General features: G+C 69.2%; 14 protein-coding genes. 5 read left to right on the forward strand and 9 right to left on the reverse strand.

The genetic code is table 11. The features are described 5' to 3' along the window. Positions 1-6: 6 nt before the first annotated feature. Both ABNX08_RS25730 and ABNX08_RS25735 read right to left on the reverse strand, forming a co-directional pair. On the reverse strand, positions 7-2,352 hold the full coding sequence (locus tag ABNX08_RS25730; RefSeq protein WP_022538519.1) for a cytochrome P450/oxidoreductase: 2,346 nt from the start codon (positions 2,350-2,352) through the stop codon (positions 7-9). Between the two features lie 73 nt (positions 2,353-2,425). Further along, positions 2,426-3,412: a tripartite tricarboxylate transporter substrate binding protein gene (locus tag ABNX08_RS25735; RefSeq protein WP_022538520.1), complete on the reverse strand. Its 987-nt coding sequence runs from the start codon at positions 3,410-3,412 to the stop codon at positions 2,426-2,428. Positions 3,413-3,541: 129 nt separating this feature from the next. Here ABNX08_RS25735 and ABNX08_RS25740 point away from each other — a divergent pair, with 129 nt between their 5' ends. Then, the gene (locus ABNX08_RS25740) at positions 3,542-4,387 is read left to right on the forward strand and encodes an IclR family transcriptional regulator (protein ID WP_041681772.1); all 846 of its coding nucleotides are present in this window, start codon (positions 3,542-3,544) and stop codon (positions 4,385-4,387) included. On the opposite strand, the gene ABNX08_RS25745 is transcribed toward ABNX08_RS25740, so the two are convergent. From ABNX08_RS25745 to phnG, 7 genes are read right to left on the reverse strand one after another with little or no spacing between them, the layout of a single operon-like run. Beyond that, complete coding sequence (locus ABNX08_RS25745) at positions 4,384-5,598, reverse strand: alpha-D-ribose 1-methylphosphonate 5-triphosphate diphosphatase (protein ID WP_022538522.1); 1,215 nt, start codon at positions 5,596-5,598, stop codon at positions 4,384-4,386. The genes ABNX08_RS25740 and ABNX08_RS25745 overlap by 4 nt on opposite strands. Before the next feature lie 13 nt (positions 5,599-5,611). After that, the gene (gene phnL, locus ABNX08_RS25750) at positions 5,612-6,337 is read right to left on the reverse strand and encodes a phosphonate C-P lyase system protein PhnL (RefSeq protein ID WP_041682058.1); all 726 of its coding nucleotides are present in this window, start codon (positions 6,335-6,337) and stop codon (positions 5,612-5,614) included. A 5-nt stretch (positions 6,338-6,342) separates the two neighbouring features. After that, the gene (gene phnK / locus ABNX08_RS25755; protein WP_022538524.1) at positions 6,343-7,119 is read right to left on the reverse strand and encodes a phosphonate C-P lyase system protein PhnK; all 777 of its coding nucleotides are present in this window, start codon (positions 7,117-7,119) and stop codon (positions 6,343-6,345) included. Then, a complete protein-coding gene (locus ABNX08_RS25760; RefSeq protein ID WP_022538525.1) occupies positions 7,116-8,018 on the reverse strand; it encodes an alpha-D-ribose 1-methylphosphonate 5-phosphate C-P-lyase PhnJ in 903 nt (300 codons plus the stop codon). The genes phnK and ABNX08_RS25760 overlap by 4 nt, the downstream gene beginning before the upstream one ends. Beyond that, a complete protein-coding gene (locus ABNX08_RS25765; RefSeq protein WP_022538526.1) occupies positions 8,015-9,151 on the reverse strand; it encodes a carbon-phosphorus lyase complex subunit PhnI in 1,137 nt (378 codons plus the stop codon). The genes ABNX08_RS25760 and ABNX08_RS25765 overlap by 4 nt, the downstream gene beginning before the upstream one ends. A gap of 1 nt (position 9,152) precedes the next feature. Next, positions 9,153-9,770: a phosphonate C-P lyase system protein PhnH gene (phnH, locus tag ABNX08_RS25770; RefSeq protein ID WP_022538527.1), complete on the reverse strand. Its 618-nt coding sequence runs from the start codon at positions 9,768-9,770 to the stop codon at positions 9,153-9,155. Then, complete coding sequence (gene phnG / locus ABNX08_RS25775; RefSeq protein ID WP_041681773.1) at positions 9,770-10,270, reverse strand: phosphonate C-P lyase system protein PhnG; 501 nt, start codon at positions 10,268-10,270, stop codon at positions 9,770-9,772. Before phnG ends, phnH begins: the two co-directional genes overlap by 1 nt. A 179-nt stretch (positions 10,271-10,449) precedes the next feature. On the opposite strand from phnG, the gene phnF reads away from it, so the two are divergent. The 4 genes from phnF (at position 10,450) to phnN (ending at position 13,755) form a co-directional block, all read left to right on the forward strand. Continuing rightward, a complete protein-coding gene (phnF, locus tag ABNX08_RS25780; protein WP_022538529.1) occupies positions 10,450-11,184 on the forward strand; it encodes a phosphonate metabolism transcriptional regulator PhnF in 735 nt (244 codons plus the stop codon). 68 nt (positions 11,185-11,252) lie between these two features. Then, complete coding sequence (locus ABNX08_RS25785; protein ID WP_022538530.1) at positions 11,253-12,455, forward strand: alpha-D-ribose 1-methylphosphonate 5-triphosphate diphosphatase; 1,203 nt, start codon at positions 11,253-11,255, stop codon at positions 12,453-12,455. Next, a complete protein-coding gene (locus ABNX08_RS25790; protein ID WP_022538531.1) occupies positions 12,452-13,177 on the forward strand; it encodes a DUF1045 domain-containing protein in 726 nt (241 codons plus the stop codon). The genes ABNX08_RS25785 and ABNX08_RS25790 overlap by 4 nt, the downstream gene beginning before the upstream one ends. Continuing rightward, positions 13,174-13,755 (forward strand): phosphonate metabolism protein/1,5-bisphosphokinase (PRPP-forming) PhnN, encoded by a 582-nt coding sequence (gene phnN, locus ABNX08_RS25795; protein ID WP_022538532.1) that lies wholly within the window; start codon positions 13,174-13,176, stop codon positions 13,753-13,755. The genes ABNX08_RS25790 and phnN overlap by 4 nt, the downstream gene beginning before the upstream one ends. Positions 13,756-13,757: the final 2 nt, after the last annotated feature.

The following is a 13,757-nucleotide window of genomic DNA, read 5'->3' on the forward strand; positions in this document are numbered from 1 at the left end:
GCGCGTTCAGAGCTCCAGCACCAGCCGACCTCCGCCGCAGGCGCGCGAGCAGCACGCCATCATGCGGCGATTGGCCTCGCGCTCGCTGCGCGTCAGCACCACGTCGCGATGGTCGACCTGTCCCGCCAGCACGCGCACCTCGCAGGAGCCGCACAGGCCTTCCTCGCAATCGCTCTGCACGTCGATATTGGCGCCGCGCAGCGCGGTGAGCAGCGTCTGGTCGGCCGGCACTTCCATCACCAGGCCGGAATCCTTCAACTCGACGGTAAAAGGCTGTTCCTTCGACGCATCCAGCGTGCCGAGCTTCGACACGAAGTGCTCCACGCGCAGCGCGTCTTCGGGCCACGCTTCGCAGCAAGCGGCCAGCGCGTCGAGCATGCGCTGCGGGCCGCAGGCGTAGACATGCGTGCGGTGATCCGGCTGCGCCAGCAGGCTGCCGAAGTCGGCGCGCCGGCCTTCGTCGCCGGCGTACACATGCAGCCTGTCGCCGTGCAATGCCTGCAGTGCCTCCAGCATCGCCATCGCGCGCCGCGAGCGGCCGCAGTAGTGGAATTCGTAGTCGATGCCAAGCGCGCGGGCGCGCCGCGCCATCGCACTGACCGGCGTGATGCCGATGCCGCCGGCGATAAAGATCGCACGCTGGCAGCCCTCGTCGAAGCGGAAGTGGTTGCGCGGCCCGCGGATGCGCAGGCGGTCGCCCACGCTGACGCTGCCGTGCACCCAGGCCGAGCCGCCGCGGCTGTCGGGATCGCGCAGCACGGCGATCTCCAGCGCACCGGCGTCCTCAGGATCGCCGCACAGCGAATACTGGCGCGACAGCCCCGTATCGCCACACTCCACGTCGATATGCGAGCCCGGCGCCCAGCGCGGCAGCGGCTTGCCGTCGGGCGCCGCCAGCCGCAGCTGGACCACGCCCTCGGCGGCGGGCGTGACGCGCTCGACCACCACCGTGCGGGTAATGGTGTGGGTGGACGGCTCGCCGATGCGCACCGGCTGGCGCACGTCGAGCAGTGCCGGGTTGCCGCGCTCAGGGTTCTGCGCCGGGTCCCACTCCACCAGCAGATGCTCCGGACCGCGGAACGAGGTGTTGGGCACGTAGGTAAAGGTCTGCGCGGCCAGCCGCATATGCGGCAACCGGCGCGTCAGTTCTTCCAGGAAGACCTGCATCTCCATGCGCGCCAGGTTCTTGCCCATGCACTGGTGCGAGCCGTAGCCGAAGGTCAGCTGTTCACTGGCGTTGTCGCGGCGGATGTCGAACAGGTCGGCATCGGCGAAATGCCGCTCGTCATGGTTGGCCGACGAGGTCACGATCAACAGCTTGCTGCCCGCCGGCAGTTGGATGCCGCCCACTTCCGCATCGCGCGTCACCAGCCTGCGCCACGCCGCCACCGAGCCGTTGTGGCGCAGGCATTCCTCCACGGCGTTGGGGATCAGCGACGGATCCTCGCAGAGCTCGCGCCAGGCATCCGGATGCTGCAGCAGCAGCTTGATCGCGTTGGCCGAGGCATTGGCCGTGGTTTCGTGGGCAGCCACGATGCCGGCCATCATCATCGAATGCAGGTACGAGTCCGTGACGACCTCGGGCAGTTCCTTCTGCTTGCGCAGGCCGTATTGCATCCAGCCCGGGCCTGCAGGGTCCTCGCGCATCTTGTCGAGGATGCGGCCGGCCAGCTGCCAGAAGTTGCCGACGGCGTGCGCCACGGCGACCTGTTCCTCGGGCCTGGGCCGGCCCCAGGTGTTGACCGTATGCGCGATGGAGTACTGGCGCAGCAGGTCCATGTCCTCTTCCGGCACGCCCAGGAAGTGCAGCGCCACGGTCAGCGGCACTTCCCACAGCATCTGGTCGACCAGGTCGGCGCGGCCGTCGTCGATAAAGCGGTCGACGTACTCGCGCGTCAGGCGGCGCACCATCGGCTCGTGATGGGCCAGTTCCGCGGGCGTGAACGGGTCCATCAGCGCGCGCCGGCGTGGCATGTGCGCGGGCTCGTCCTCGTTGACCAGCGTTCGGTTCATCGCGTAGCCGTAGGAGGCCAGCACGGCATTGGCCTCGTCGCCGGTGGGTGTGATTTTCTCCAGCGCGATCGACGGGCTGAAGGTGAGGTTGTCGCGGAAGATCGCCTTGATGTCGTCGTAGCGCGTGACCACCCAGTAGCCCAGTTTCGGGCTGTAGAACACCGGCTCCTGCTCGCGCGACCAGCGCACGTATTCGGGCGGATCCTGCTGGTAGCCGTCGCCGAAGGGATCGAATTCCGCCGCGTTATGGCTGACGGGGCAGCCGTTGGGCGCCGCCTTGAAGGCGGAATGGTCGACGGGGCAGCCGCCGCGCGCGGTACCGGGGGAGGGATTGGCCATACTGCGTACTCCTGGCTAAAGCACTGCCGTCCGGTCGGTGCCGGACGGGCTTTGGGTCACACGGTTGCCGGCCTCAGTTGTCCAGCGTGATCTTCAGGTCGCGGATCAGCTTGCTCCAGCGGACAGACTCGGTGCGCAACAGCTCGCTGAACTGCGCCGGCGTGTTGCCCACCGGCTCCACGCCGAAGTCCACCAGCCGCTTGTTGACGGCCGGCTCGCGAATCGCCGCGACCACGTCCTTGTTCAGCGTATTGACCACCTCCGGCGGCGTGCTGGCCGGCACCACCATGCCCACCAGCGCGGCGGCTTCCACGCGCGGGAAGCCCAGTTCGGCAAAGGTCGGCACGTCGGGCAACTGCGGCAGGCGCGTGGCGTTGGCCACGGCCAGCGGGCGCACCTTGCCACCCTTGATGAAGCCGGCGCCGGCGGCGTAGTCCACCATCATCGCCGCCACCTGGCCGGCGGCCACGTCGGAGAGCGCGGGCGCTGCGCCGCGGTAGGGGGCGTGCGTCATCGGCAGGCCGGCTTCCACCTTGAGCAGCTCCATCGCCAGGTGGTGGGGGCTGCCCGCGCCGGCCGAGCCGTAGTTGATGCCGCCTTGCGTGGTCTTCGCCTGGGCGATGAATTCCTTCGCGTTCTTGACCGGGCTGGTTGCGCCCACCACCAGGATCATCGGGAAGCGGCCCAGCAGCGTGACTGGCGCCAGGTCCTTGGCCGGGTTGTAGGAGAGCGTCTTGTACAGCACCGGGTTGAACACCAGCGTGCCGTTGTCCGCCGACAGCACGGTATAGCCGTCTGCCGCCGAGCGCGCCGTCTCCGCCGCGCCGATGGCGGTATTGCCGCCCGGCTTGTTGTCCACTACCACCGGCTGGCCGACCTTGGTCGACAGTCCCTGGCTGATGGTGCGCGCCAGGAAGTCCGAGCCGCCGCCGGCGGCGTAGGGAACGATCCAGCGGATGGGCTTGGCGGGGTAGGTGTCGGCGGCGTAAGCGGGAATGGCTGCCAGCATGGGCAGGGCCAGTGCGCCGAGGGTGAGGCGCTTGCGCAGGGGGCGGGGCATGGGCTTGTCTCCTTGTTGTCGAGCCGGTGTGCGGCACTCGTTTTCTAGTTTGCGTAAATCATATACGCATTGCGTAATGATTGAATGCGGGTTAACCTTGAACCAGCGCTGTCACTCCTTCTTCCCGTCATGGCCCCGTCCCGCCCCAAATCCGCCGACGCCAACACCAAAGCCGCCGCCGCCCCACGCCCGCGCGAACGCCGCCAGCGCGTGCAGTCGGCGGTCACCGGCATGGCGGTGCTCAAGGGGCTGGCAAGACTGGGCGGCCGCGCCAGCCTGACCGCGCTGGCCGCGCAGATCGACGAAAGCCCGGCCAAGGTCCACCGCTACCTGGTCAGCCTGGTGGAAGAGGGCTTCGTCGCGCAGGAGGCCGGCACCCAGCAGTACCACCTGGGCTTCGAAGCGCTGCAGATCGGCATGGCCGCGATGCGCCAGGCCGACCCGATCCGGCTGGCCGAATCCGCGCTGGTGCGGCTGCGTGAAACGCTGGAAGTCACGTGCTTTGTCGCAGTGATGGGCAACAAGGGGCCGACCATCATGCGCTTCGAGGAACCGGGCTTGCCGGTGACGGTGAACGTGCGCGCCGGGTCGGTGATGTCGCTGCTGTGGTCGGCCACCGGCCGCGTGTTCCTGGGGCTGCTCGACGAGAATCGCGTGCAGGCCCAGGCCGAGGAAGAGCTTGCCGAAGCCAGCCCGGCGCGACTGGCGCTGCTCGATCGCAAGGATCCCATCGGCGCGCTGCGCCGCATCGTGCAGGCCGACGACTGCGCCTGGGTGCGCGACATCAACCTGACCGGTATCAGCGCGGTGGCCGCGCCGGTGCGCGACTACACCGGCCGTGTCTGCGCGGTGCTGACTGCGCTGGGCGCCACCGGTGGATTCGACCCGGCCATCGACGGGCCCATCGGCAGCGCCGTGCGGCGCGAGGCGCGCGCGGTCAGCACGGCGCTGGGGTTCGCGGCGCCGGGCGCCTAGGCCACTTCGCGCACCGCGGCCTCGCGCAGCAGCGATTCGCCGTCAGCCACATGCCGCGTCGAAGGATAGCCCGCGGCAAACACCAGCCGCCCGCCCGACCAGGTGTGCGTCACCATCGGCTGGCCCGCCACGCTGGACACGGCAATCAAGTCGGCGCGCAGTCCGGGCGCCAGGCGGCCGCGGTCGTTCAGCAGGCAGGCATCGGCGGGGTTGGCGGTGACCAGGGCCAGCGCCTCGTTCAGCGGCAGGTCGGCCTGCCGCGCCGCGGCATACGCGGCGGCGATCAGCGTGGAAGGCTGGTAGTCCGAGCAAAGGATCGTGCCCACGCCCGCGTGGATCGCGTCGATCGCGCGCATGGAACCGCTCTGGCTCTTGCCCCGCAGCACATTGGGGGCGCCGAGGATGGTCGGCAGCGCTTGCGCGCAGGCGGCCTGCGCGGTTTCCAGGTTGATCGGGAACTCGCTCATGCGCACGCCCAGCGCCTGCATGGCGGCGATGCGTTGCGGCGAATCGTCGTCATGGCTGGCCGTGGGGATGCCGAGTTCATGGGCCATGGCCACCAGCCGGTCGACGCGCTCGTGCGCGCCTTCCAGCGCCGCTGCTTTCTTGCCGGCGGCTTCGGCGGCTTCTTCGCGGCTCATGCCGTGGTTGCCCATCATGTAGGCCAGGTAGGCATCCAGCGTCTTGAACTGGCCCTGGCCCGGCGAGTGGTCCATCACGGACAGCAGGTCGACCACGCCCTCGGCCATCAGCATCTCAAGCACCGGCACCGCGCCTGCGTCGGTCACTTCATAGCGGCAGTGGATGCGGTTGTCGACCAGGCTGTGGCGGCGATACGCGGCCACGGTGCGCACCAGCGTGGCCGCCGTATCGACGTTGCGCACGCCAAAGTGATCGCCCGCGAAAGACAGCGCGTGGTACGGCGTGGTGATGCCGGCCGCGGCGTTGCGGCGGTCCACCTGCGCCACGGCGAAATCCAGCGGAAACAGCACGTTGGCACGCGGCTCGACTTCTTTCTCGATGGCGTCGCAATGCACGTCGACCAGCCCCGGCATCACGGTGTGGCCGTGCAGGTCGATCTCGGTGGCGTGGGCCGGGACCGCGACCGGTTCGATGGCGGCGATGTGGCCATCCTCGATCAGCAGCGCGCTGTCGTGCAGCACGCGGTCGGGCAGCACCAGGGTGGCGTGGGTCAGGTAGGTAGCAGGCATGGGCGGATTCCTGTCAGGCGAGGGCGGTGGCGGGTTGCAGCGGCAGCAGGCGCGTGGCCACGGCATCGCGCACGGCGTCGTCGTGGAAGATGCCGACCAGCGCGCGGCCTTCGGCGAGTGCCTCGCGGATCAACTCGATCACGACCGCGCGGTTGTCGGCATCGAGCGATGCGGTCGGCTCGTCAAGCAGCAGGATCGGGTGGCCGCCGATCAGGCCGCGCGCGATATTCACGCGCTGCTGCTCGCCGCCGGAGAAGGTGGCCGGCGGCAAGTCCCACAGGCGGCGCGGCAGGTTCAGGCGCGCCAGCAGCACCTCGGCGCGGGCGCGGGCTTCTTCATGGCTGCCGCCGCGCTGTTGCAGCGGATCGGCCACCACGTCCAGTGCCGACACGCGCGGAATCGCCCGCAGGAACTGGCTGACGTAGCCAATCACGTCGCGGCGCAGCTTCAGCACGCGTTGCTCGGGCGCGTTGGTCAGCTCGACCCACGGTTCGCCTGCGGTGCTGGTGTCGCGCAGGCGGATGCTGCCTTCGGTGGCCAGGTAGTTGCCGTACAGGCAGCGCAGCAACGTGCTCTTGCCGGTGCCCGACGGGCCCGACAGCACCAGGCATTCGCCCCGGGCCGCATCGAAATCGATCGCGCGCAGCACCGGCAGGCGGATGCCGCCCTGGTTGTGCAGCGTAAACATCTTGCCGAGGCCGCGGACCTCGACCAGCTTCTGTGCATTCTCTGCTTGCATCGTCATCAGCCTTGCAGGATGGAGGAGACCAGCAACTGCGTATAGGGGTGCTGCGGGTCATCGAGGATCTGGTCGGTCAGGCCTTGCTCGACCACGCGGCCACCCTGCATGACCAGCGTGCGGTGCGCCAGCAGGCGCGCCACGGCCAGGTCGTGCGTGACCAGGATGGCGGCGAGGCCCAGGTCGGACACCAGGCGGCGCAACAGGTCCAGCAGGCGTGCCTGCACCGAGACGTCGAGCGAGGCCGTCGGTTCGTCCATGAACACCAGGCGTGGATGCGTGACCAGGTTGCGCGCGATCTGCAGGCGCTGCTGCATGCCGCCCGAGAAGGTGCCGGGCACGTCGTCGAGGCGGGCCAGGTCGATTTCCATTTTTTCGAGCCAGGCGCCGGCGACTTCGCGCAGGTTGCCGTAGTGGCGCTCGCCCACGGCCATCAGCCGCTCGGCGATATTGGCGCCGGCGCTGACCTGCATGCGCAGGCCGTCGCGCGCGTGCTGGCGCACGAAGCCCCAGTCGGTGCGGGCCAGCAGGCGCATGCGTGCGCTGGACAGCGTGGCCAGGTCGGTCAGGCCGGATTCGCGCATGTCGTAGCTGACGCTGCCGCGCTGCGGCGGCGCCTGCATCGACAGGGCCTGCAGCAACGTGCTCTTGCCGGAGCCCGATTCGCCCACCACGCACAGCACTTCGCCGGGGTAGAGATCGAAACTGACGTCATGGCAGCCATGCACGCCGTCCCAGGTGCGCGTCAGGTTGCGCACTGACAGTAGCGGGGTCGTGCTCATCGGGCACCTCCCGCGGCAGTCTTCACGGCTTGCTCGGCCTGGCGGTCGGCGCAGTACTCGGTGTCCGAGCACACGAACATGCGCGTGCCGGCGTCGTCGGTGATGATTTCATCGAGGTAGCTGTCGGTGGCGCCGCACTGGGCGCAGCAGCTGGACCATTTCTCCACCGTGAACGGGTGGTCGGCAAAGTCCAGGCTCCTGACCGAGGTGTACGGCGGCACGGCATAGACGCGCTTCTCGCGCCCGGCGCCGAACAGCATCAGCGCGGGGCTGCGGTCGAGCTTGGGGTTGTCGAACTTGGGGATCGGCGACGGCCGCATCATGTAGCGCTGGTTGACGATCACGGGATAGTCGTAGGTGGTGGCGATATGCCCGTGATGGGCAATGTCTTCATAGAGCTTGACGTGCATTGCGCCGTATTCGGACAGCGCGTGCATGGTGCGGGTCTCGCTCTCGCTCGGTTCCAGCCAGCGCAGCGGCTCGGGGATGGGCACCTGGAACACCATGGTCTGGCCCGCGCGCAGCGGCGTTTCCGGAATGCGGTGGCGGGTCTGGATGATGCTGGCTTCGGCGGTGCGCTCGGTGGTCTGCACGCCAGTCACGCGGCCGAAGAAGCGGCGGATATTGATGGCGTTGGTGGTGTCGTCCGAACCCTGGTCGATCACCTTGAGCATGTCCGGCTTGCCGATGATGGCGGCGGTGACCTGGATGCCGCCCGTGCCCCAGCCATAGGGCAGCGGCATTTCGCGGCTGCCGAATGGGACCTGGTAGCCGGGAATCGCCACGGCCTTCAGCAGCGCGCGGCGCAGCATGCGCTTGGTGGATTCGTCGAGATAGCCGAAGTTGTAGTGGTCGTCGCGGGCAAGGCCCGCGGTGGGGGATGCGTTCGCGGCGGTCATGCCAGCGTCTCCTCTTGCGGCTGTGGCTGCGGTGCACCTTGCGGCGGCACGGCAGGGGGGCTGGCGGCTTCCTGCTCCGCGCGCAGGCGGCGCAGCAGTTCCAGGTTGGCCTGGAAGTCCACGTAGTGGGGCAGCTTCAGGTGCTGCACGAAGCCGGAGGCCTCGACGTTGTCGCTGTGGTACAGCATGAATTCGATATCGTTGGCGGGGGCGTCGGCGGCTTCGCCAAGCTCTTTCGCACGCATCGCGCGATCCACCAGCGCCATCGACATCGCCTTGCGCTCGTTGTAGCCGAACACCAGGCCGTAGCCGCGCGTGAAGCGGGGCGCCTCGTCGGCGCTGCCGGCGTACTGGCTGACCATCTGGCATTCGGTCAGCTCGATCTCGCCGATCGTCACCGCAAAGCCGAGTTCCTCGACGAACAGTTCGACTTCGGCCGTGCCGTAGCGGATCTCGGCCGCGAACGGGTGCGAGTTGCCGTAGCCGCGCTGCGTCGAATAGCCCATCGACAGCAAAAAGCCTTCATCGGCGCGCGCCAGGTTCTGCAGGCGCGCGGCGCGGCTGGCGGGGAAGGTCAGCGGTTCGCGGGTCAGGTCCGGCGGGGTCGGGTCGCCGAGAGGGATCTCGTCGGCTTCGACCAGTTCTTCGGCTTCGAGCAGGCCCGTTACGCGCGGCATGCTGGCGGCGAGGGGCTCGGCGGCGGGCGGCAGCGGGGCGGGCTCGCGGCCCGCTTCGAGCGAGAAGTCCAGCAGGCGCTGCGTGTAGTCATAGGTCGGCCCGAGCACCTGGCCGCCCGGCACGTCCTTGAAGGTGGACGAGATCCGGCGTTGCAGGCGCATCGCGCCGGTATCGAGCGGCTGGGTATAGCCGAACCGCGCGAGCGTGGTGCGGTATGCGCGCAGCAGGAAGATCGCCTCGATCTGGTCGCCGGCGGCCTGCTTCAGCGCCAGCGCGGCCAGGTGCGGGTCGTACAGCGAACCCTCGGCCATTACGCGCGACACTGCCAGCGGCATCTGTTCGCGGATCTGGGCCAGCGTGAGTTCCGGCACCGCGGTGTCGCCGCGGCGGTACGTATCGAGCATCTGGTAGGAGTTCAGGATGGCGCGTTCGCCCCCTTTGACGGCTACGTACATGTCAGTCCTCCACGTGTGTGGTGCGCGTCAGCGCGCAAAATCGGTCGCCGCTGGCCAGCAGCAGGTCCACGCCGAGCGGGAAGCCGGTGATGTTGGCGCGCCAGCTGGCACGGAAGTCCGCCGGCAGCCCGGCCACGTGCAGCGTCTGCGTGGTTTCGATGCCGGGGCCGCGCAGCGTCAGCATGTCGCCATCGGCGAGCGAGGAGACTTCCACCATCAGCGTGGCCGAGCGGTCCGGAAAGGCCGGCTGCCCCTGCGCACAGTCAGCCAGCGCGGGCATGGCGTACCCCGCTGGCACGCAGACAAAGGTGGCGGCACCGAGGTCGTCGGTCAGCGGGCATCCGCAGTGAAAGCGCAGGAACGCACGCGCCGCGGCGGGCACGCCGGCCGGCAGCCAGACCGGGGTATCGGGATCGGCCAACGTCAGCAGCAGCGCTGCCAGCGCCGGCGACAGGCCCTCGGGCACGCCGCTGGTCACGGGTATCGCTTGCAGCTGGCCCGGATGGGCAAACGCATGCAGCGTGGCGCGGAACACCTGCTGGGCATCGTCGACGGGATTGTCGAAGCCCGGCAGCAGCGAAGTGGCCGGGGCCGAGAGGATCGATTGGGCGGATGTCATCAGTCCTCTCCCCGGACCATGGTGAAGAATTCGACGCGCGTCTGGGCAGCGGTGGCCGCTGCGTGCGCGGCGCGTGCGGCATGGGCGCTGGCCAGCGGCGCCAGCACGACCTCCTGCACGCGCTGGTGCCAGGCGGGGCGCTGCAGCAGCGCGTCCAGTACGGCCGCCTGCTCCGCGTGGCGCGCGCTGCGGCCCTGGATATAGGCCACGCCCGCGGTACCTGCGGCATCGCCGTCTTCCAGCACGACCGCGCAGCGCGTGACCGTGATTTCTCCCAGGTTGAACTGGGCGCCGGTGCCGCCGGCACGGGCCCGCACCATCGCCATGCCGGATTCCGGCTTGCGCAGCAGGCGCCAGGCGGGCAGGGCCGCGGCCTGGCCAAGCCGCGTGTAGGCGGCATCGAGCGCCTCCGTTGGCGCTGTTGCCAGCACCCGCAGCCAGGCGGCGCGGGCCGCGTTGGCTTCGATGCCGGCCGGGCCGGCGGTTTCGCTTTGCATCATCACCCCTATACGTCTATACGTTTAGATGTTATTGCCTGAACACGCCGCTACTAGACCACAGGCAGATGAACGTTTGATGACGGCTCGGGAGTGTGGTCAGGCACCCCGACAGGGGAGCGCAACTGAGGCACAATCGCACGGCATTGGTGAACGCTTGATGACAAGAGGGCAGGGCAAGCATGTCTGATCGGGAAGTAGAACGGGGTTCCGGCGTGGCGGTATGGCGCCAGATCGGCGAGGCGCTGGCGGACGACATCCGCAGGAAGCTGTACCTGCCCGGCGAGCAGTTGCCGCCGGAGCCGGAGCTGGCCACGCGCTTTGCCGTGAACCGCCACACCATCCGGCGCGCCATGGGCGAGCTGGAGCTGAGCGGACTGGTGCGGATCGAGCAGGGCCGCGGCACCTTCGTGCAGGAGCATGCGATCGACTACGCGATCGGGCGCCGCACGCGCTTCTCGCAGAACCTGGCCGCGCAGGGCATGCGCGGGCACACCGAGATCCTCGACAGCCAGGTGGTGCGCGCGCCCGAGGTGGCGAAGCACCTGGGGCTGCCGCGCACGGCCGAGATCCTGCACGTGCAGATGATCGGCAAGGCCGAGGAGCGCACCATCGACGTGGCCGAGCATTACTTCGACCTCAAGCGCTTTCCCGGCATCGACGCGGTGCTGCGCGACATGCAGTCGGTGTCGCGCGCGCTGGCGCACTTCGGCATTGCCGACTACACGCGCAAGTGGTCGCGCATTACCGCAGCCATGCCCAGCGCGCCGGTCGCGCGCCTGCTGAACCAGCCGAAGACGCGGCCGGTATTGCAGGTCGAGGCACTCAACGTCGATATCGACGGCGCACCGGTGCAGTACAGCGTGACGCGGTTTGCCGGCGACTGGGTGCAACTCACGGTGTCCGACAGCGACTGAGGAATGTTGTTGCCGGGCGCATTGGTCTAGACATCTGTCTGTCATCTACCGGCGCTAACGTCTTGCCCATGCACATGACCAACCTAACTCAATCGCCGCCGCTGGCCGGTATCACGGGCCGCCGCGTGCTGGGCGCCGCGGGCATCGGCCCGGCGACGCTGGGCTTTCGCGACGGCCACGTGGCGCAGCAAGCGCTGGCGTCCGGCCCGTGCCTCGATGCGGGCGACCTGCTGGTGCTGCCGGGCATTGTCGACATCCACGGCGACGCCTTCGAGCGCGCGGTGATGCCGCGCCCCGGCGTCAGCTTCCCGTACGCGGGCGCGCTGCTCGACGTGGATCGCCAGTTGCTGGCGAACGGGATCACCACCGAATTCCACGGCGTGACGCTGTCCTGGGAAGGCGGGCTGCGCGGCGAGGCCTATGCGCTGCGCATGTTCGAAGCCATCGCGCAGCTCGGCCCCGTGCTTGGCGCCGCGCACAAGGTGCACCTGCGCTTCGAGGCCTACCACCTGGCCGGTGTTGAGACCGCGCTGTCATGGATGGCCGCTGGACGCGTAGACCTGCTGGCCATCAACGACCACCTGCCGACGATGGCGCGCCGCATGGGCGACGAGCGCAAGATGCAGCAATACGCCGAGCGCGCCGAGTGCGACGTCGAGACCTTCCGCAGCCGCCTGCGCGCGGCCAGCGGCAATGCGCAGGAGGTGCCGGCGGCGATGGCACGCCTGATCGCCGCCGCACGCGACGCGGGGCTGCCGGTGGCGTCGCATGACGACCCGGACGTGGCCACGCGCCAGCACTACCACCGCCGGGGCTGCCGCATCGCCGAGTTCCCGCTGACCATCGAAGCCGCGACGCTGGCCCGGCAGCTGGGCGACGCTATCGTGTTCGGCGCGCCCAACGTGGTGCGCGGCACCAGCCATACCGGCGCGCCCAACGCGACCGAGATGGTGGCCGCCGGCCTGTGCACGGTGCTGGCGTCCGACTACAACTATCCCGCGCCGCTGCAGGCCGCATTCCGGCTGGCACAACTGGGCGTGCTGGACCTGCCCGGCGCCTGGCAACTGGTCTCGCGCAACCCGGCCCGTGCCGCCGGCCTGCGCGACCGCGGCACACTGGCCCCGGGCCTGCGCGCCGATGCCATCCTGGTCGATGACCGCCAGCCCGGCCTGCCGCGCGTCTGCGCCACCATCGTCAATGGCGAACTGAAGCATGCGGCGGCGTTCCTGCCGCAGGTCGATCTCGCCGAAGCCGGGACCCTGGCCGCATGAGCATGCAAGCACACCGCTACGCCATTTATCTTTCTCCGGCCGAACCGTTCCGATCCTTCGGCAGCCAGTGGCTGAGCCGCGATGCCGATACAGGGGCGGCGCTGCCCATGCCGCAAGGCATGGCGCCGCCGCCCGACGAGTGGGTCAAGGCCCCGGCGCACTACGGCCTGCATGCCACGCTGAAGCCGCCGTTCCGGCTCGCGGACGGCACCGATGGTTCGATGCTCGACGCCGCCGCCCGCGGCTTTGCGCATGGGCGCGAGGCGTTCGACGCGGCGCTGGCGCTGCGCGCGCTGCGAGGCTTTATCGCCTGGTGCCTGGACGATGGTGGCTCGCGCGCTATGCATGCGCTCGCCGATGCCTGCGTGATGGCGTTCGAGCGCTTCCGCGCACCGGCCAGTGCTGAGGAACTCGCCAAACGCAAGCCGGATCGGCTCACGCCCGACGAGCGCCGCATGCTGGATGCATGGGGCTACCCGTACGTATTCGAGACTTTCATCTTCCACATCACGCTGACCGGCATGCTCGACGCCGCCGGCGAAGCCGCCGCGCTGGCGCGCCTGTCCGCCGCCAGCGGCAAGCTGCTGGAAACGCCGCTCCATGTGGACGGAATCAGTGTGTTCGTGCAGCCGCGGCCAGGCGATGACTTCATTGCCGCGCGCCACTACGGCTTCAATGGCAGCACCACGGATGGCGCCGGCGTGGCGTACCTCGAAGCATGAGCGCCCGCACCGCCACTGACGGGCGCGGCCTGTTCTACGTCATGGGGCCTTCGGGCAGCGGCAAGGATTCGCTGCTGCGCGCGCTGCGCGAGCGCCTGGGCCCGGACGACCCCATCGTGGTCGCGCATCGCTATATCACGCGCGACGCCGACGCCAACGAGGCCTCGGTCGCCCTTACCCCCGATGAGTTCCAGCGCCGCAAGGCCCTCGGCTGCCTGGCGCTGAACTGGCATAGCCACGGCCTGCACTACGGCATCGGCGTCGAGATCGAGCAGTGGCTCGCAAAGGGCCTGACGGTGATCGTCAACGGTTCGCGCGAATACCTGCCGCAAGCCGTGGCACGCTACCCGAAGCTGTGCGCCGTACACGTGCGGGTGAAACCGGAAGTGCTGGCCGCGCGCCTGCGCCAGCGTGGCCGCGAGTCGGAAGAGGCGATTGCCAGGCGGCTGGCCCGCGCGGGGCAGGCTTTCGACGTGCCGGCAGGGTGCAGGCTGGTCGAGATCGACAACAGCGGCGCGCTGCAGGCATCCGCCGACGCCTTTGCACAACTGGTGGGCGCCACCTCCGCGCTGGCCTGACT

The organism is Cupriavidus sp. DF5525, from assembly GCF_040149425.2.
Taxonomy (GTDB): domain Bacteria; phylum Pseudomonadota; class Gammaproteobacteria; order Burkholderiales; family Burkholderiaceae; genus Cupriavidus; species Cupriavidus pickettii_A.